Consider the following 19,450-nt stretch of genomic DNA (forward strand, 5'->3'; position numbering starts at 1 on the left):
CGCCTGTGAGTAGGGACATGTCCGGAGCCGGGGAGAGCTCCAGACCGACATCATTCAACCCGGCACACACCCGGGCCGACGCGGGTGGTTCGCACGCGGCCCGTGCGATCGGACGGCAGGCTCGGCGAGATCGGCCGGACGGCTCAGCCGTCGAGCTCGCCGGCGAACCGGTAGCCGCGCTTCACCACGGTGGTGATCAGGCCGGGTACGCCGAGGGACTGCCGGAGCCGGCTCATCGCCACGTCCAGGGCATGGTCGTCCGGCTCGTCCGAGAGGCAGCCCATCAGCTCGGCGCGCGAGACGACCCGATCGTTGTCGACAAGCATCCGCAGCAGGTCCAGCGCATGCGGGGCCAGCGACAGCGGCCGGTCGTCGACGAGCACGACGTGGCCGCGCAACTCGATCCGGGTGTCACCGAACCGGAACCGCCGGGCCCGGTCGGCGTCCAACCGGTCGCAGATCAGCCGGATCATGGCGCCCAGCCGGTGCCGCTCCGGCACCGCCGGGTCAAGGCCGTTGGCCCGCAGCGGGGCCGCGGTCATCGGCCCGACCGCGAACGGCAACACCCCGCCCGCCAGCGCGGCGATCAGCTGGTCCCGCCGGCCGCTCCGCTCCGCGGCCGCCAGGGTCGCCTCGACCCCCGGGGCACTGGTGAAGGCCACCGCGTCGAGCCGCTGCTCGCAGGCGGCCTGGATCAGCCGGTTCAGCCGGTCCGGCGATCGCGGGCTCACCCAGCGGTAGGGGGTGACGGTGAGCACCTGCTCGCTCACCTCGCGCAGCCGGCCGACCTGCATCTCGTCGGTGTAGCCGTGCACCTGGATCGCCACCCGTTTGCGGGTCAGGCCGGACGCGATCAGGTCGTCGACCATGGCGGCGGTGGTGTCGTACTCCCGGGCGCCGCGGTGGTCGTCGAGCCCGGCGGCGCGGACCGCGCCGACCGCCTTGGGACCCCGTGCCATGACGACCGCGTGCTCCAGCGCATCGGTCAGCTCGGCGCCCAGCCCACCCGCGTCGGCCACCTCGAACCACCGCCGGACGCCGTAGCCGGTGGTCACCAGCACGACCTCGGGACGTTCCTCGATCACCGCCCGCGTCTGGGCGATCACCGGCCCGTCCTGGTCGTGCGGGGCGATCCGCAGGGCGGGCGCGTGCAACACCTCCGCTCCGCGCCGCTCCAGGGCGGCGATCAGGTCGCCGGATCGGCGATCGGAGGTGACGCCGACCCGGAAGCCGGCCAGCGGCTCGACCCGGGTGCTCATGGTGCAGAGGGTAGGGGTTTGCGATTACTCGGCCGTTGTCCCGGTGTAACCGGCATGTTTCGGACCTCGCCACGCTCGGCGGTGCCCCGGTGAGTCCGACGTCACGAGGTCGTAACCGCGAGGCCCGATCAGGCCGTCTTTCCGGGCCGGGCCAGGCAAGAACGGGTCGGATCGCAGTACCTCTCCACCGACACCCTGCGCCGGTGAGAGATCGGTGAAAGGCTTGTTACGTCGGAGCGCAGGGCCTGTAACCGCCGCATCGCACGATGAGATCGTGAGCCCGACGCCCACCGAGACGCACTGTCCCTACTGCTCGTTGCAGTGTGGCATCAGTGTTGTCGCTGGTGGCGCGCCGGCCACGCTGCAACCGCAGCCGGACTTCCCGACCAACCGCGGCGGCCTGTGCTCCAAGGGGTGGAACGCGGCCACGCTCCTCGACCACCCGCAGCGGCTGCTCTACCCGCTGGTCCGTGAGGTCGCGGGAGACCGGTCCAGCCCGCTGCGCCGGGCGAGCTGGGAGGAGGCGTTGGATCGGGTCGCCGGCGCGATCGAACGCAGCCAGCAGCTCTACGGCTCGGACAGCGTCGGCTGCTTCGGCGGCGGCGGGCTGACGAACGAGAAGGCCTACGCGTTCGGCAAGTTCGCCCGGGTCGCGCTGCGCACGTCCATGATCGACTACAACGGCCGGTTCTGCATGTCGTCGGCCGCCACGGCGTCGAACCGCGCGTTCGGCATCGACCGCGGGCTGCCGTTCCCGCTGGCCGACATCGCCGAGGCGAAGGCGATCCTGTTGGTGGGTTCCAATCCGGCGGCGACCATGCCGCCGGCGATGCAGTGGTTCGACGCGGGCCGGGCCGTCGGCGCGCAGCACATCGTCGTCGATCCCCGGCGGACAGCCACGGCGCAGGGGTCGACGGCGCACCTGCAGCCGTTGCCCGGCACCGATCTCGCCCTCGCCAACGGCCTGCTGCATCTCGCGATCCGGCTGGACCTGATCGACCACGACTACATCGCCAGCCGGACCACCGGCTTTGAGGCGGTCCGCGCCGGGGTGTCGTCCTACTGGCCGGACCGGGTCGAGCGGATCACCGGCATCGCCGTAGACGATCTCTACCGGACCGTCCGCACCCTGGCCGGCGCCGAGTCGGCGATGATCTTGACCGCCCGCGGCGCCGAGCAGCACAGCACCGGGACCGACACCGCGCAGGCCTATATCAACCTGGCGCTGGCCCTCGGTCTGCCGGGCCGGCCGTTCTCCGGCTATGGCACGATCACCGGCCAGGGCAACGGACAGGGCGGTCGCGAGCACGGGCAGAAGGCCGACCAGCTGCCCGGATACCGCAAGCTGAACGACCCGGCGGACCGGGCGCACGTGGCGGCGGTCTGGGGCGTGGACCCGGAGACGCTGCCGCGGGCCGGGCTGTCGGCGTACGAGATGATCGACCGGCTCGGCACCGACGGCGGCGTCCGCACTCTCATCGTGCTCGCTTCCAACATCGTGGTCTCCGCACCGGATCTGAACCGGGTCGCGGATCGCCTTGCCGCATTGGACTTCCTGGTGGTCTCCGACATCTTCCTGTCCGAGACCGCAGCGCTGGCCGACGTCGTCCTGCCGACCGCCCAGTGGGCCGAGGAGCAGGGCACGATGACCAACCTGGAGGGCCGGGTGATCCGCCGGATCCGCGCCCTGCCGCCGCCCGAGGGTGTCCTGGACGACCTGCAGGTGATCAAGGAGCTGGCCGACCTGCTCGGCCGCGGCGAGTACTTCTCCGCCGACCCGGCCGAGGTGTTCGACGAGCTCCGGCGGGCGAGTGCGGGCGGCATCGCGGACTACGCCGGGATCAGCTACGCCCGGATCGAGGCCGAGCATGGTGTCTTCTGGCCGTGCCCGTCGGAGGACCACCCGGGCACGCCACGGCTGTTCGCCGAGTCCTTCCCGACCCCCGGCGGCCGGGCCCGTTTCCTCCGGGTCGACCACAGGGACCCGGCCGAGTCGCCGGACCCGCGCTTCCCGTACGTGCTCACCACCGGCCGGCTGATGGCGCAGTACCAGAGCGGCACCCAGACCCGCCGGGTGCCGAACCCGGCGCAGGCTCAGGTGCAGCCCGAGGTCCAGCTGCACCCGGATCTCGCCCGCCGGCTGGACATCGGGCCGGCCGACATCGTGCAGCTCACCTCCCGGCGGGGAAAGGCGAACTTCCGGGCCAAGATCACCGACGAGATCCGTCCCGACACGATCTTCGTGCCGTTCCACTGGGGCGGTCTGTCCGCCGCGAACGCCCTGACCAACGCCGTCCTCGACCCGCACTCGCGGATGCCGGCGTTCAAGGTCTGCGCCGTGTCGGCGGCCAAGATCGGCGAGCCCGACGACATCGCCCTGCTGGAGCGCTCGCCGCAGGGCGGCTTCCACGACCCGGCACGGACCGCCGCAGCGACGCTGCTCCGTGCCGCCGGCCGGGACTCTCCGGCCGCCCCGACCGCCCGACCCAAGCCTGGATCAGTTTTCCGAGAGGACCGCACCGTGTTGACCAAGAACCGTTTCCTGCAAGGCATCTATCCGTTCGAGGGCGCCGGGTTCGAGAAGCCCGTCGCGATCAGCCCGGAGCTGAGCTATCTGGTTCCCGACGGCGCCGTCAACCAGACGCTCTACTTCCGTGGGGGCAACACCGCCGATCAGCTGATCACCGTCGTGCTGCTCCGCGACGGCGTGCCGATGCGGTACTTCCCGATCGGCGCGAAGGCCGATGTGCACGTACCGCTGCGGGTGGTCGAGGACATCGACGGCGGTTCGGTGGTCGAGCTGCAGCTGATCGCCCCGCTCGGACTCGCCGGCCACGTCGTGGTCGACCTCGGCATGGTGGAGCACTGAATGCTTTGGTCGCGCTCCGCGCTCCGCGACGGTCGTGGGCTGCGCGGAGTCTCGGTCGTTCGTCGCGGATTCCGACGACGGAAAAGCGTGTCGTCGGAATCCGCTCCTCACTCCCGAGAGGCTCCGCCCACGACCAGGGCGATCTGCCGCTTCAGTTCCCTCCTCACTCCCGAGAGGCTCCGCCCATGACCATGTCCGATGGTCGCGCTCCGCGCTCCGCGAGGGTCATGGGCTACGCGGAGTCTCGGTCGTTCGTCGCGGATGTCGACGACGGAAAAGCGTGTCGCCGACATCCGCTCCTCACTCCCGAGAGGCTCCGCCCATGACCAAGGCGATCTGTCGCTTCGCTCATCTCCTCACTCCCGAGAGGCTCCGCCCATGACAAGCGTGCTCGAACGCAGTGAAGACCTGGCCCAGCCGTATGATGCCCGTCGGCGGCTGGTGGTGATCGGCAACGGGATGGCCGGGGCCCGGACGGTGGAGGAGATCCTCGCCCGCGGCGGCGCCGAGCAGTTCCAGATCACCATGTTCGGCGACGAGCCGTATGGCAACTACAACCGGATCATGCTCTCCCATGTGCTGTCGGGGGAGAGCGAGGAGACGGAGATCTTCCTCAACTCGCTCGCCTGGTATGACGAGAACGAGATCACCCTGAACGCCGGCGTGCGGGTCGAGCGGATCGACCGGTTCGCCAAGGTGGTGATCGCCGACGACGGGAGCGTGACGCCGTACGACGAGCTGATCATCGCCACCGGCAGCCGGTCCTTTCTGCCACAGATGGACAACCTGTACGGGCCGGACGGCAGCCTGCTGCAGGGCGTCTTCGCCTTCCGCACCCTCGACGACACCCGGTCCATGATCGGCTACGCCGACCGGGCGGACCACATCAAGGCGGTCGTGATCGGAGGCGGGCTGCTCGGCCTGGAGGCGGCGCGAGGGCTGCAGCGGTTCGGGCTGGCGGTCGACGTCGTGCACGCGGGCGGCCACCTGATGAATGCCCAGGTGGGTCCGCAGGCCGGCCTGATCGTGCAGCGCAGCGTGGAGAAGCTCGGCATCCGGGTCCACACCGCGGCACGGACCACGGCGCTGATGGTCGGCGGGGAGGCCGGCGCGGAGAAGGTCACCGGGATCAAGCTGCGTGGCGGCGGGGAGATCGCCTGCGACCTGGTGATCATCGCGGCCGGCATCCGGCCCAACGTCGACGTGGCGTTGACCAGCGGCTTCACCGTCGAGCGGGCGATCGTCGTCGACGATGCGATGCACACCGTCGAGGACGACAACGTCTGGGCCGTCGGCGAGTGCGTCCAGCACCGCGGCGAGGTCTACGGTCTGGTCGCGCCGCTGTGGGAGCAGGCAAAGGTGCTCGCCGACCGGATCACCGGCACCGACCCCGGCGCCACCTACCTGGGATCGCGCACCTCGACCAAGCTGAAGGTGGCCGGCGTCGACGTCGCTTCGATGGGCCTGCAGGGCCCGGAGCGCGACGACGACGAGCACGTGATCTTCACCGAGCCGAAGCGCGGTGTCTACAAGTCGGTGGTGATCCGCGACGACAAGATCGTCGGCGCCACCCTGGTCGGCGACACCAAGAAGGTCGCGTTCCTGACCCAGGCATTCGATCGCGGCATGCCGTTGCCGGAGGAGCGGGTCGCCCTGCTGTTCGACATCGGCGGCCCGTCGGAGGAGGTCGGCGTCGAAGAGATGGCCGACGACGCCCAGGTCTGCAACTGCAACGGGGTGAGCAAGGGCACGATCGTCGACACCGTGAAGTGCGGCGCGAAGTCGGTCGGCGCGGTGATGGACAAGACCCGGGCCGGCAAGGGCTGCGGCTCCTGCAAGGAGCTGGTCTGCAAGATCGTCGAGCTGGCGGCGGGCGGCGCGGTCGAGGAGGACCCGAGCATCCACTACTACGTCCCCGGCATCCCGATGGACAAGCCGACGCTGATGGCCGCGATCGAGGAGCAGGGGCTGAAGTCGGTGTCGAGCGTGTTCGCCGCGCTGGCTCCCGGCGGCGCCGAGGACGCCAAGTCGAAGATGGGGCTGGCCTCGCTGCTGATCATGATGTGGAAGGAGGAGTACGTCGACGAGCGGGACGCCCGTTTCATCAACGACCGGGTGCACGCCAACATCCAGAAGGACGGCACCTTCTCGGTGGTGCCGCAGATGAAGGGCGGCGTCACCTCGATCGAGCAGCTGCGCAAGATCGCCGACGTCGCGGAGAAGTACGACGTCCCGATGATCAAGCTGACCGGCGGCCAGCGGATCGACCTGCTCGGGGTGCCCAAGGAGGACCTGCCGAAGGTCTGGGCCGATCTCGGGATGCCGAGCGGCTACGCGTACGGCAAGAGCTTCCGGACCGTGAAGACCTGTGTCGGTCAGGAGTTCTGCCGGTTCGGCACCGGCGACTCCACCAAGCTCGGGATCGAGCTGGAGGAGCGCTACCAGGGGCTGGAGTCGCCGGCGAAGATGAAGCTCGCGGTCTCCGGCTGCCCGCGCAACTGCGCGGAGTCGTACGTGAAGGACGTCGGCATCGTCGCCGTCGAGGGTGGCCGGTGGGAGATCTACGTCGGCGGCGCGGCCGGCGCCCACATCCGCAAGGGCGACCTGCTCACCACGGTCGACGACCCGGAGTACGCGAAGCTGCTCGTCGGCCGGTTCATGCAGTATTACCGGGAGAACGGCAAGTGGCTGGAGCGGACGTACGCGTTTGTGCCGCGGATCGGGCTGGAGAAGATCCGGGCGATCGTGGTGGACGACTCCGACGGCATCGCCGCCGATCTCGACGCCCGGATGCAGGCATCGGTGGACGCGTACGTCGATCCCTGGCTGGACCGGGATGCCGAGCGATCGCCCGGTCAGTTCCGCACGTCGCTGCCGCTGGAGGTCCTGCCGAAGGTGGGCTCGTCGAAGGGCGCGGCGTGATGAGTGTCGACGCCGTGACCGCGGTCCGGTTGGGTGACGCCGGGCAGGTCCCACCCGGCGAGGGCCGGGCCTTCGAGGTCGCCGGCGAGCAGGTCGCCGTGTTCCACCTGCGCAGCGGCGGGTTCCGGGCCGTGTCCGCCGTCTGCCCGCACAAGGGCGGGCCGATCGCCGACGGCCAGATCGACAACGCCGTCGTGCTCTGCCCGCTCCACCTGAACGCCTTTTCCCTCGACACCGGGTGCTCGACCACGTTCGACGTACCGCTTCGCACCTATCGCGTCAGCGTCGACGCCGACAACCAGCTCGTCGTCTCCACCCCACCGAACGTGCCCTGAGCCTGCCCCCCGCACCTGCCCTGAGCCTGCTCCCCGCACCTGCCCTGAGCCTCCCCCCACGTGCCCTGAGCTTGTCGAAGGGCCCGCCGACGCTCCCGAAACGAACAGGACGCCCCACCATGAGCACAGCAGAATCCGCGCCGACGCTGGTCGGTGCCAAGCACCGCGGTAGCCACTGGATCGACGACTGGCGACCGGAGGACCCCGAGTTCTGGGAGTCGACCGGCAAGTCGATCGCCCGCCGCAACCTGATCTTCTCCGTGGCCAGCGAGCACATCGGGTTCTCCGTCTGGAGCCTGTGGTCCGTGCTGGTCTTGTTCCTGGGCCCCGGCTACGGTTTCAACCCCTCGCAGAAGTTTCTGCTCACCGCGCTGCCGACGCTCGTCGGCTCGGTGCTGCGGATCCCGTACACCTTCGCCGTGGCCAAGTTCGGCGGGCGCAACTGGACCGTGATCAGCGCCGCCCTGCTGCTGGTCCCGACGATCTTGATCGCGATCGTGCTGAAGCCCGGGGTGGCGTTCGAGACGCTGTTGATCGTCTCGATGTTCGCCGGCGTCGGCGGTGGCAACTTCGCTTCCTCGATGGCGAACATCAACGCGTTCTTCCCGGCCCGGCTGAAGGGCTGGGCACTCGGGGTGAACGCCGGCGGCGGCAACCTCGGCGTACCAGTGGTGCAGCTGGTCGGTTTGCTGGTGCTGGCCACCCTCGGCACGCAGTACCCGCGCGCGATGGTCGCGGTGTACATCCCGCTGATCCTGGTGGTCACCGTGCTGGCCTGGTTCAAGATGAACAACCTGACCCACGCCCACAACGCGAAGGGCGCGATCCGGGAGGTGATGCGGCATCGGCAGACCTGGCTGATCTCGCTGCTCTACATCGGCACCTTCGGCTCCTTCATCGGGTTCAGCTTCGCGTTCGGCCAGGTGCTGCTGGTGCAGTTCCCCGAGCAGTTCCCGAACCCGGCGAAGGCCGCCGCCATCACCTTCCTGGGCCCGCTGCTCGGTTCGCTGATCCGTCCGGTTGGTGGCTCGCTGGCCGACCGCTATCGGGGATCGGTGGTCAGCTTCTGGAACTTCATCGCGATGGCGCTCGGTGCCGCGATCGTGCTCGCCGCCTCCCAGCTGCACTCGCTGCCGACGTACGTCCTCGGTTTCGTGCTGCTGTTCGTGTTCTCGGGTCTCGGCAACGGCTCGGTCTACAAGATGATCCCGGCGATCTTCCATGCCAAGGCCCAGCTCGACTCCGGCGCCGGGATGCCGGTCCGGGTGGCCGACGGGCTGGCGGTCCGTCGCTCCGGCGCGCTGATCGGGCTGGCGGGCGCGATCGGCGCGTTCGGCGGCGTGCTGGTGAACCTGGCGTTCCGGCAGTCCTTCCTCACCCTGAAGAACGGCGACGGTGCCGTGCTCGCCTTCATCGTGTTCTACGCCATCTGCTGCGCGGTCACCTGGCTGGTGTTCATCCGGAAGCACCCCGGTCGGCTCGAAGGGGTCTGACCGCCACTTGTTCGTAAACTCGGCGCCGTGGCGAAGGCGGCGGAAACGCGCGAGGTGATCAGCTTCAGTCATCTCGACGCCGAGCTGTTCGACGGCGCCGGGGCGACCAAGCGTGCACTGGTGGACTATCTGGACGCCGTCTCCGGACCGCTGATCGCGGCGCTGCGGGATCGGCCGCTGTCGGTGGTCCGGGTCCGGCCCGGGCAGCCGGCGTTCATGCAGAAGAACCTGCCGACGTACGCCCCGGACTGGATCCGCCGGGTCGAGGTGTGGGCGGAGGCGTCGCACCGCCAGATCGCGTACGCGCTGCCGAACGACCGCAAGACCCTGTTCTGGTTCGCCAACCAGCGCGCGGTGGAGTATCACGTCACGCTGTTCCGGCACGACCGCCCGGACCGGCCCGACTTCTTGGTGATGGACCTGGATCCACCGGAGGGCGGGCCGTTCCGGGACGTCGTCAGGGCCGCCCGGCTGGTCCGGCAGGCGCTCGCCGATGCCGGCCTAGAGGGGGCGGTGAAGACCAGTGGCTCCAAGGGCTTGCATGTCTTCGTCCCGCTGGCCGCCGCCGAGCCGGCGGACGTGGCAGCCGCCACCCGCGCGCTCGCCGCCCGGGCCGAGCGCCTCGACCCGGATCTGGCCACGACGGCCTTCGTCCGGGATGAGCGGGCGGGAAAGGTCTTCCTCGACTCCACCCGGGCGGGTGGCGCGACCGTCGTCGCGGCCTACAGCCCCCGGGTCCGGCCGGGCGTCCCGGTGTCCTTCCCGGTGGCCTGGACGGATCTGGACGCGATCTCCCCGCGCGACTTCACCATCGGCAACGCGGCCGCCCTGATCGGCGACCGCGACCCGTGGATCGAGAGCCTGCCCGCGCCCCAGGCGCTCCCGGACGACCTGGTCGCCGAGGGCCACGAGATCCCCATCGCCCGCGTCCAGGCCATGCACGCCGGCAAGCGCCGAGCCCGGGCCCGCCGGGAGGGCTCCGCCCCGCCGCCGGAATGAGCCGTCCGCGACGGCTTCCGGTCGCACCGGCCGGTCCGGCTCGCCGGCCCAACGCACCCAGCGAGCCGCTGACGACTCCACTTCGCTCGCCGAAGCGCCACTTCGCTCACCCGCGACGGTGCGCGAAGTCGCGTTTGGCCGCGCGAAGTCGTGGGGAGTCGCGGAGTCATGGTCGCTGCGCTCGGCGCCCACGTGTCTCCCGGCGACCGCCGCCGATCCACTTCGCTCGCCGCAGCGCGACTTCGCTCACCGGCGACGGTGCGCGAAGTCGCGTTTGGCCGCGCGAAGCGTGGGTCGGCTCGGTGGGGAGACCGTCGCGGGCCGGCGTGTTCGGATCCGAGGGGGCGCACGACACACGCCCCAGCAAGGGTGCGCGGGCGTGAGAGCGCGTCCCGGGCGTCAGAGCCCGGGCGTCAGAGCGGCGGCAGGCTCAGGCCCTCGGCGCCTTCGACCCGGTCGGGTCCGCTGCGACCGGTCAACCAGCCGAGCAGGGCGGCCGCGGTGCCGCTGATCACCTGAGGTTCGTCCGACGGCGGTCCGACCCGGCTGGCCGGGCCGCCGGTGACCCGTAGCTCGAGCGAGGGGAAGCCGTCCCGACCGCCGAGCCGGAATGCGGTGTACTCCAGCAGCCAGCCGGCGGTGGCCGGATCCACGGCGTCGATGTCGTAGCCGATGTCGAGATCGATGTGGTGCAGCACCACCTCGCCCAGCCGGGCCAGCGGCAGCATCCGGGCCGGCACCTCCGTGCCGCCGCGGAGCTCGACCACGGCATCCCACGCGTCGGCGGCGTCCAGCGACTCGAAGTCCTCCGCGAGCCGGCCGGCGGTGGTGTCCAGGTCGATCTGCAGCTCCAGCCCGGAGCGGCCGGAGCCAGCGTCGATCTGGGCATTCCGCTCGTCGTCGGAGCTATACATCGCCTGCCGCTGACCAGTGCGAGCCCAGTTCGCCAGCCGGCTCAGTGCCTCGGCCTGCCGGGCGATGTGGGTGGCCACATGGCCGCGAGACCAGCCCGGGAGCCGGCTGGGCGCCGGCCAGTCCTCGTCGCCGACCGCGATGGTGTCGCCCAGCAGCCGGTGGGTGGCCTCGGTCAGCAGGTGCCGAACCTCGGTCAGCCGATCCTGGGACGCGCTGGTCTCGGACATGGACCCCAACCTAGGCCCCGACCGATTGCGTACCTTCCCCAGGGCCGGGCCCCACCCCGCCTCGACTTCGGATCCCTCCCGTCGATTCGGATCCCGTACACCGGATCCGAGGACGTCCAGGGGATCCGGCGAGCACCAGGGATCCGAGGAGCACCAGGGGATCCGAGGAGCACCCGGCCCGGACTTCGGATCCCTCCCGTCGATTCGGATCCTGTACACCGGATCCGAGGACGTACAGGGGATCCGAGGTTCGCTTGGAGCGGGGTCGCGCGGCGGGGTCGGAGCGGGGACCGGGGCGCGAGAATTCATTCCTGTCGGTGGGCCCTCATAGAGTGGCGACCGTGACTGACCGGCTCATCGTGCGCGGCGCCCGCGAGCACAATCTGCGCAACATCTCGCTCGATCTCCCGCGCGACGCGCTGATCGTGTTCACCGGCCTGTCCGGGTCCGGGAAGTCGAGCCTCGCGTTCGACACCATCTTCGCCGAGGGCCAGCGGCGCTATGTGGAGTCCCTGTCGGCGTACGCCCGGCAGTTCCTGGGTCAGATGGACAAGCCGGACGTCGACTTCATCGAGGGCCTGTCGCCAGCCGTCTCGATCGACCAGAAGTCGACCAGCCGCAACCCGAGATCGACCGTCGGCACGATCACCGAGGTCTACGACTATCTCCGGCTGCTGTTCGCCCGCGCCGGCCGGCCGCACTGCCCGATCTGCGGCGAGCCGATCAGCAAGCAGTCGCCGCAGCAGATCGTCGACCGGCTGATGGGTCTGCCCGAGGGCACCCGGTTCCAGGTGCTGGCGCCGGTGGTCCGTGGTCGCAAGGGGGAGTACGTCGACCTGTTCCGCCAGCTCGCCGGGCAGGGCTTCAGCCGGGCGCGGGTCGACGGCGAGGTGATCGCGCTGACCGAGCCGCCGACGCTGGACAAGAAGCGCAAGCACGACATCGACGTGGTGGTGGATCGGCTCGCGGTGAAGGAGACCGTCAAGCGCCGGCTGACCGACTCGGTGGAGACCGCCCTGGGTCTCGCGCAGGGTGTGGTCAGCGTCGACTTCGTCGACCTGCCCGCCGACGACCCTGGGCGGGAGAAGCGCTACTCGGAGAAGATGGCGTGCCCGAACGACCACGACATCGCCATCGACGAGCTCGAGCCGCGGCAGTTCTCCTTCAACGGCCCGTGGGGAGCGTGCCCGGAGTGCTCCGGTCTCGGCACCAAGATGGAGGTCGACCCGGAACTGGTCGTGCCGGACGACGAGAAGTCGCTGGCCGACGGCGCGATCGCGCCGTGGACCTCGGTCCAGGTCGCCGACTACTTCCAGCGGCTGATGGACGCGCTGGCGCACACCTCCGGCTTCCGGATGGACGTGCCGTGGTTCCAGCTGCCGGAGGCGGCCCGGAAGATCATCCTCTATGGGGTGCCCGGCCAGGTGCACGTCACCTACCGCAACCGCTACGGTCGGGAGCGCAGCTACAACGCCCGCTACGAGGGCGTGGTGGCCTACATCGAGCGCCGGCACGCGGAGGCGGAGAGCGATACGTCGCGGGAGCGGTTCGCCGGCTACATGCGCGAGGTGCCCTGCAACGCCTGCAAGGGTGCCCGGCTGAAGCCGTCGTCGCTGGCGGTGACCCTGGGCGGCAAGAACATCGCCGAGATCTCGAACCTGTCGATCGACGGCGCCGCCGCGTTCCTGGACACCGTCGAGCTGACCGATCGGGAGCGGCAGATCGCCGAGCGGGTGCTGAAGGAGATCAACGAACGGCTCCGGTTCCTGCTCGATGTCGGGCTGGACTACCTGTCGCTGAGCCGGCCGACCGGAAGCCTGTCGGGCGGCGAGGCGCAGCGGATCCGGCTCGCCACCCAGATCGGATCCGGCCTGGTCGGCGTGCTGTATGTGCTCGACGAGCCCAGCATCGGCCTGCACCAGCGCGACAACCGGCGACTGATCGAGACGCTGGTCCGGCTCCGCGACCTCGGCAACACCCTGATCGTGGTCGAGCACGACGAGGACACCATCCGGACGGCGGACTGGGCGGTGGACATCGGGCCGGGTGCCGGCGAGCACGGCGGTCACGTCGTGGTCTCCGGGCCGGTCCAGGAGCTGCTGGACAGCGAGGACTCGTTGACCGGCGCCTATCTGTCCGGGCGGCGGAGCATCCCGCTGCCGGCCGCGCGCCGGCCACGCACCAAGGGTCGGCAGCTCACCGTGCACAACGCCGTCGAGCACAACCTGCAGGACGTGACCGTCGGGTTCCCGCTCGGCCAGCTGGTCGCGGTCACCGGCGTGTCCGGGTCCGGCAAGTCGACGCTGGTCAACTCCATCCTCTATACGTCGCTGGCGAAGCGGATCTACAACGCTCGCGAGGTCCCGGGCCGGCACCGGACGATCACCGGCGCCGACCTGATCGACAAGGTCATCCACGTCGACCAGTCGCCGATCGGACGCACCCCGCGGTCGAACCCGGCGACGTACACCGGCGTGTTCGACCACATGCGCCGGCTGTTCGCGGAGACGCCGGAGGCGAAGGTGCGTGGCTACCAGCCGGGGCGGTTCTCGTTCAACGTCAAGGGCGGCCGCTGCGAGAACTGCGCCGGCGACGGGACCATCAAGATCGAGATGAACTTCCTCCCCGACGTGTACGTGATGTGCGAGGTCTGCCACGGCGCCCGCTACAACCGGGAGACCCTGGAGGTGCACTACAAGGGCAAGACGATCGCCGAGATCCTCGACATGCCGATCGAGGAGGCGGCGGACTTCTTCGCCGCGCTGCCGTCGATCGCCCGGCACCTGCGGACCCTCGTCGACGTCGGCCTGGGGTACGTCCGGCTCGGCCAGCCGGCACCGACTCTGTCCGGCGGTGAGGCGCAGCGGGTCAAGCTCGCCAGCGAGCTGCAGAAGCGGTCCACGGGCCGCACCCTGTACGTCCTGGACGAGCCGACCACCGGCCTGCACTTCGAGGACATCCGCAAGCTGCTCGGGGTGCTCGGCCGGCTGGTCGACCAGGGCAACACCGTGGTCGTGATCGAGCACAATCTGGACGTCATCAAGACCGCCGACTGGCTGATCGACATGGGCCCGGAGGGCGGTTCCCGCGGTGGCATGGTGATCGGCGAGGGGACGCCGGAGGAGATCGCAGCGAACCCGCGCTCCTACACCGGCGAGTTCCTCCGACCCATCCTGGATGGTCACGAGGTGCCCGTCGGATCGGCGCAGCCCAGCCTGATGGAGGGGGATCCCGAGCGCTCGTCCGCGGCCGCCGGGAAGAAGGCCGCGTCATCGAGGGCCGGCGCAAAGAAGACGGCAGTGGCGCCAACCGGGGCGAAAAAGGCCGTGCAGCCGCGAGCCGCCGCGAAGAAGGCGTCATCGGCAGGGGCGACGAGCGCGGCTGCCGGAAGGACGCGGGCGCCGAACGCGGTCTCCGCGGCAGCGAAGAAGGCAACGACGGCCTCGGGTGGCTCCGCCCGGAAGGCGCCCGCGAAGAAGGCCGCCGCGATGACCAGAACCGCGGCAAACGGGGCCGGGACGAGCGGGCCCGCGAAGAACGGGACTGCTGCGACCAATGGGGCGGGTGGGACGAAGGCGGCGCGTGTGACGAAGGCACCGGCGAGGAGGACAGCCGCGAAGGCGGCCGGGACGAAGACCACGGCGGCCTGATCCGGCGCGGCCCGGCCCTCGGCCGCCGTCGGGCAGATCGGTTCGCGACCGGTGTTCTGGCCGACCTTCGGGCCGTGCGACCGGAGCGCGCGTGTGGTCCTGCCGCAGGTCGCATCCGGGGAGCCTCGATTGCTCCGGACCGATCAGTGCCGCAGCACTCCGCCCCTCGCCGGTCGACTCCGCACCCTGCACGCCCGGTGCGGAGTCGCCGCCCGGGGTGCGGAGTCGCCTCCGAGCCTGCGGGCTGCCCGACCTCGCCGATCGGGCGGACGGGGGATCGGGTCGACGGGCCCGCGTGCGAACGCGGCGGACGGTGGAGGTGCCCGGACGACCCGGCGGAGCCGGGATCTCACCAGCGCCTCTTCCGAGCGGCGTCGGCCTGCGCTGTCTCGCGCGATCCAGGCGCGGCGCGGCATATCGGTCCGCGGCGTCGCAATTCGGTTTGACCCCCGATCCGACCTAGCATTACCCGGGTCCCGAGCCTGCGACAGGTTCCGAGCGCCAACGTCGTCGAACGGAGGGTTCTCCAGAATGCCCGATCTCAGCCGCCTGCCCGGCGGAGGCAAGCTACTGCTTGCATCCGGGGTGGCGGTCATCGTCGCGGCACTCGTGGTCCTCGCCGTCGTACGGCCCTGGACGTCGGATCAGAAGGCAGCCGAGATCGCGCCGCCGGCCGCCGGCGACCGTCTGCTGCAGTCCGTGAGCGTCGCCATGCAGAGCGACGGGTCGCTCAGCCAGGTCGGCGACACCGTGGTGATCTCGCGGACGAGCGGACAGACCGACACCTCCACCAGCGAACACGACCCCAGCAAGGTCGTGAACGACCTCCCGGTCCGGGTGGTGCCGTCGTATCGGACAGCGACCTCGTCCGGAACCAATCTGGCCGACCTGGACGGTTACACCGGTCGGGTGACGATCGACCTGCAGGTGCAGAACCTGACCGTCAGGCCGCAGCAGGTCAGCTACGACGCGGGTGGGCAGTCCCGGACCAGCACGGCCATGGTCGGCGCGCCGCTGACGGTGGTCGCCTCCGCATCCCTGCCGGGAGTCGACCCCGCCACCGTCGTGACGCCCTCGACCGACGCGTCGGGAGCGACCGACGCCGACGTCACCAACGGAGTGCTCAGCCGGTCGTCCCAGCAGGTGCCCCAGGTCCAGTGGGCCGCGATCCTCGCGCCCCCGCAGCTCGCCGCGACGGCGACGCTGCGGCTGGTGCTGGACGCCAAGGACTTCACCGTCCCGACCGTCGACGTCAGCGTGCAGCCCGGACTCGTCACTGATCCGTCCGTCGGCGCGCTGGTCGACGCGGCGTTCAATCCGAAGAACTCCGACGAGCTCGCGCTGCAGTCGCGCACCATCGCGGTGATCGGCGACGTCAACGACGTGCTGACCCGGGCCAGCTCCCAGATCTCGAAGGTCCGCAAGACCCTCGACTCGACGTCCACGACGCTGGGTGCGAAGACGGTGGTCGCTCTGCAGCAGAACACCAAGCAGATCGACAGCTCGCTGAAGGAGTCCGACCGCAGTCTCGGCTCGCTCGACAAGGCGCTCCAGTCCTCGCTGAAGTCCACCAGCTCCAGCACGCTGCAGCAGTTGGAGTCGACCGTTCGGCAGGTCGAGGCACTCCTCGGTGACACCTCGGCACCCGTGCCGACGGCGACGGTGACCGGTGAGGGCTGCGACGCCAAGGTCAGCGCGCCGGTGGCGACCGGGACCGTCTACGGCAGCCTGCTCCAGGTCTCCGCCCAGCTGAACGCCTATTCCAGCACCACCCTGGGCTGCCGCGACGAGCTGCAGAAGGCGATCAGCGACACGATCGGCCCTGCCGATCCGTCCAAGCCCGACGCCTGCCCGGCCGATGCGGCCGTCGTCTCGGTGACCTGCTCCCTCGCCGCGACACGTGATGGCTTCGCAGCCGTCTCGGCGAGCATCAAGGACGCGCAGAAGGTGACCGACGGGCTGGATCCCGAGAAGGACTTCGATACCAGCCGGGCGACTGTCGACGACCTGATCAAGCAGCTCAATTCGCTGGTTGACGGCACGAGCGCTGACCCGACGAAATCGGACACCGCGAAGCAGCTCGCGGCGACGAATGCGGCGATCGTCAAGGCCGAGGACTCGCTGAAGGTGGTCGGCTCCGTCATCGGCGATTTACACACGGCTGCGCTCGCCAACAAGGACGACGTCGACTCGATGGTGGCGCAGAACCAGGCCGCCGCGGACGCGATCTGCCCCGTGATCGGAGACGGCACCCAGCCTGGGACCCTGACCGCCGAGACCGCCGAGCGAATCCGGTCCTTCCTGGTCACGCGTTCGTGCCCGGACGCCAACGGTGACACCACCGCTCTCACGCCCCCCGCCCCGTACACCGCGGCGATGTCGACCCGGCTGCAGAAGCAGTCGTACGCGTGGAGCGACCTGGCCGAGGAAACCGACCCCAAGAGCACCGACGACAACCTCGGGAAAGCGCTGACCGCGACGACCGATGCGCTGACCGACGCCCGTAAGGCCAGCGACGCTGCTACGGCGTCGGTCGCGGACCTGAACACGGCAGCTCGAAAGTCACTCGATGGTCTCGACTCGCTGGCCTCCGGTCTCGGCGACCTGGAGAAGAAGTACAGCGACGCCATCGCCGCGCTGGACGAGTCGCTGGCGGATGCGGCGAAGAACGCGTCGACGGCGAGCCTGGACGACGCGATCAAGACGGTCAGTGACCAAGGTCAGGCGAGCAGTCAGCAGCTGGGCAAGGCGTTCACCAGCTCGGCGGCGGGACTGAGCTCGGCGGCGAAGGCGCTGCAGGACAACGGTGCGGCCGCGATCGACCAGCAGCGCACCGAGCTGGACCGCACCCAGCAGACCGCGAGCCGATCCCTGACGACCACCACCACCGCGTCGCTCGGCCGGATCTCGGGCGACGTGACCTCGGCGACCCGCGACCTCACCACCACCCGCCAGCAGCTCACCCGCGACCTGGCCAACATCCTGCTCGATCTCGGCAACCCGAACGTCAAGGGTTCCGGCGTGATCGGCACGGTGGCCAAGGGCGCCACGGCCGCCGGCGCGGCGGACTACCAGCTGGCGCTGGCCGCCGACCAGACGAACGCGTACGCCGCCGTTCGGGGGCAGGACATCGCGGGCATCATGCTGCGCCAGGCCCAGGCCGAGGCGGCGCTGGCCCGGCAGGCCGACCTGTCCGCGTTCGCCATGCAGGTGCCGGACGACGTCCAGCACCGGACGGTGTACGCGTTCCACCTCACCGGCGGCCGATGAGTCGCCGGCTGGCCCTCCGCCGGTCCGCGCCCCCTTTCGCGCGCGGGAGCGCACGCAAGCCCGCGCCGCAGCCCGCAGGCGCGCTCACGCCGTCACCCGCCCTCCCGCCGGAATCTCAGCCCGTCCGGCGGGGCGCACGCCGGCCCGCCGTGCTCGCCGGCGCCGTGCTGACCGTGGGGACCCTGGTGGTCGCCGCCCCCAGCGGCTGCGCCCGGACGCCCGCGGACATGCCGGCCCCCGGACCGGCGGTGAGGCTGACCGCCACCGTGCCGGCCGGGCTGTCGATCGGCGTGGTGGTGAGCGTGACGTCGGCGCCGGGCGAGGGGTCCGCGTGGCGTGACGCGGCCGAGGGCGCCCGGGTCGCGGCCGAGCGGTTCGCGCTCGGCGGGACATCCGTCACCCTCGTACCCGTCAACGACAAGGGCACCGAGGCCGGTGCCGTGGCCGCGGTGACGACGCTGGCCGACCGTCACGTCGCCGGGATCGTGCTGGCGACCGAGGGCGATCACATCGGTGCGGCGGTCCAGGCGGCAGCCGACCGGCACCTTCCGGTGCTGCTGCCCTATACGGCCACCGCGAACGGCCTGCCGACCGGTGTGTGGTCGACCGGGCCGGACTCCACGGTCACCGACCAGCGGCTGGCCGAGACCCTGACCGACCACGAGCTGACCCGGCCGTACCTGATCGATGCGGGCGGCGGCGAGGTCAGCGGGCTGACCCCGGTCGCGACCCAGTCGTTCGCCGCCGGCGACGACCCGGCGGACGTGGTGGCCAGGCTCGCGGTCCGGCAGCGAGACCCGGGCCGGGCCGCCGACGCCGTGGTGATCTCCGGGCCCGCCGAATTGCAGGGCAGGCTGGTCGCGGCGCTGCAGGGGGCGAGCATCGACCTGCCCGTGCTGCTCACTCCAGACGCGCTCAGCCCGGGTTTCCCGCGGGCGGTGGCGGATGCGGACGGCTCGCTCGCGGGGACGTACCTGAGCGCGGGACCCGACGACGGCGACGCCCGCGCGCTGGAGCCGACCGACGCCGGCCGCTCGCTGGCGGCGTACTTCTCCGCGCTGAGCCTTGCCGCCGACAATCCGCGAGCGACCGATCTGTTCGGCGAGCGGCCGTTCGGCGCGGTCGCGGGCGCCGCCGACGTCCGCAGCCACGACGCGGTCGTCGCGCTGGTCCGGGCCGCCGCGCAGGCCACCGACCGGACGGGTGGCGCAGATCCCGCCGCGGTCGGCGATGCCCTCGGCACCATGCGGCTGGGTGCCGCCGACGGGCTGGCCGGAGCGCCCCTGGACTTCGCCACGCCGCCGACCGTCGCGGACGCCGACGTCCGCGCGCTGGCCGCCACACCGGTTTCCCCGGGCGTACGTCCGTCGAGCGCGCCGTCCGCCGGCCAGTCCACCGCGGGATCATCGGCATCCCTGTACTGGTACGCGGCGAGCCCGCGCTGAGCGGGAATGCCTCGGCGCCGAGCAGAATCGGGACACACCCTAGGGTTGGACACGTCGCCGCGGACG

At 70.8% G+C, this 19,450-nt stretch carries 10 protein-coding genes; 8 read left to right on the forward strand and 2 right to left on the reverse strand.

The features are described from left to right. Window positions 1-143: 143 nt before the first annotated feature. Window positions 144-1,259 carry a uroporphyrinogen-III synthase gene (locus tag ABD747_RS02860; RefSeq protein WP_344801576.1) on the reverse strand — a complete coding sequence of 372 codons (1,116 nt, stop codon included), beginning with the start codon at window positions 1,257-1,259 and terminating at the stop codon, window positions 144-146. A 274-nt stretch (window positions 1,260-1,533) separates the two neighbouring features. Between ABD747_RS02860 and ABD747_RS02865 the strand changes: the two genes are divergently transcribed. The 5 genes from ABD747_RS02865 to ABD747_RS02885 all read left to right on the forward strand — a co-directional run bounded on the left by ABD747_RS02865 (window position 1,534) and on the right by ABD747_RS02885 (window position 9,877). Further along, window positions 1,534-4,128 carry a molybdopterin oxidoreductase family protein gene (locus ABD747_RS02865; protein WP_344801577.1) on the forward strand — a complete coding sequence of 865 codons (2,595 nt, stop codon included), beginning with the start codon at window positions 1,534-1,536 and terminating at the stop codon, window positions 4,126-4,128. 378 nt (window positions 4,129-4,506) lie between these two features. Further along, window positions 4,507-7,050 (forward strand): nitrite reductase large subunit NirB, encoded by a 2,544-nt coding sequence (nirB, locus tag ABD747_RS02870; protein ID WP_344801578.1) that lies wholly within the window; start codon window positions 4,507-4,509, stop codon window positions 7,048-7,050. Further along, entirely contained in the window at window positions 7,050-7,385 is a 336-nt protein-coding gene (locus ABD747_RS02875; RefSeq protein ID WP_344801579.1) for a Rieske (2Fe-2S) protein, read from the forward strand. Before nirB ends, ABD747_RS02875 begins: the two co-directional genes overlap by 1 nt. A gap of 119 nt (window positions 7,386-7,504) precedes the next feature. Next, complete coding sequence (locus tag ABD747_RS02880) at window positions 7,505-8,878, forward strand: nitrate/nitrite transporter (protein WP_344801580.1); 1,374 nt, start codon at window positions 7,505-7,507, stop codon at window positions 8,876-8,878. 27 nt (window positions 8,879-8,905) lie between these two features. Beyond that, a complete protein-coding gene (locus ABD747_RS02885; protein ID WP_344801581.1) occupies window positions 8,906-9,877 on the forward strand; it encodes a DNA polymerase domain-containing protein in 972 nt (323 codons plus the stop codon). Window positions 9,878-10,290: 413 nt separating this feature from the next. On the opposite strand, the gene ABD747_RS02890 is transcribed toward ABD747_RS02885, so the two are convergent. Further along, window positions 10,291-11,019 (reverse strand): maleylpyruvate isomerase family mycothiol-dependent enzyme, encoded by a 729-nt coding sequence (locus ABD747_RS02890; RefSeq protein WP_344801582.1) that lies wholly within the window; start codon window positions 11,017-11,019, stop codon window positions 10,291-10,293. A 341-nt stretch (window positions 11,020-11,360) separates the two neighbouring features. Here ABD747_RS02890 and uvrA point away from each other — a divergent pair, with 341 nt between their 5' ends. The 3 genes from uvrA (at window position 11,361) to ABD747_RS02905 (ending at window position 19,384) form a co-directional block, all read left to right on the forward strand. Next, on the forward strand, window positions 11,361-14,669 hold the full coding sequence (gene uvrA / locus ABD747_RS02895) for an excinuclease ABC subunit UvrA (RefSeq protein WP_344801583.1): 3,309 nt from the start codon (window positions 11,361-11,363) through the stop codon (window positions 14,667-14,669). Window positions 14,670-15,200: 531 nt separating this feature from the next. Then, window positions 15,201-17,939: a hypothetical protein gene (locus ABD747_RS02900; protein ID WP_344801584.1), complete on the forward strand. Its 2,739-nt coding sequence runs from the start codon at window positions 15,201-15,203 to the stop codon at window positions 17,937-17,939. A 149-nt stretch (window positions 17,940-18,088) separates the two neighbouring features. Further along, complete coding sequence (locus tag ABD747_RS02905) at window positions 18,089-19,384, forward strand: type 1 periplasmic-binding domain-containing protein (protein WP_344801585.1); 1,296 nt, start codon at window positions 18,089-18,091, stop codon at window positions 19,382-19,384. The last annotated feature ends 66 nt before the right edge of the window (window positions 19,385-19,450 follow it).

This window comes from Microlunatus ginsengisoli, assembly GCF_039537205.1.
GTDB lineage: Bacteria > Actinomycetota > Actinomycetes > Propionibacteriales > Propionibacteriaceae > Microlunatus > Microlunatus ginsengisoli.

Excerpts from the sequence above, each read along its gene's own strand:
- ABD747_RS02860 (WP_344801576.1), bottom strand. The coding sequence starts at position 1,259 with ATGAGCACCCGGGTCGAGCCGCTGGCCGGCTTCCGGGTCGGCGTCACC.
- nirB (WP_344801578.1), top strand. The coding sequence starts at position 4,507 with ATGACAAGCGTGCTCGAACGCAGTGAAGACCTGGCCCAGCCGTATGAT.
- ABD747_RS02875 (WP_344801579.1), top strand. The coding sequence starts at position 7,050 with ATGAGTGTCGACGCCGTGACCGCGGTCCGGTTGGGTGACGCCGGGCAG.
- ABD747_RS02880 (WP_344801580.1), top strand. The coding sequence starts at position 7,505 with ATGAGCACAGCAGAATCCGCGCCGACGCTGGTCGGTGCCAAGCACCGC.
- ABD747_RS02890 (WP_344801582.1), bottom strand. The coding sequence starts at position 11,019 with ATGTCCGAGACCAGCGCGTCCCAGGATCGGCTGACCGAGGTTCGGCAC.
- ABD747_RS02900 (WP_344801584.1), top strand. The coding sequence starts at position 15,201 with ATGCCCGATCTCAGCCGCCTGCCCGGCGGAGGCAAGCTACTGCTTGCA.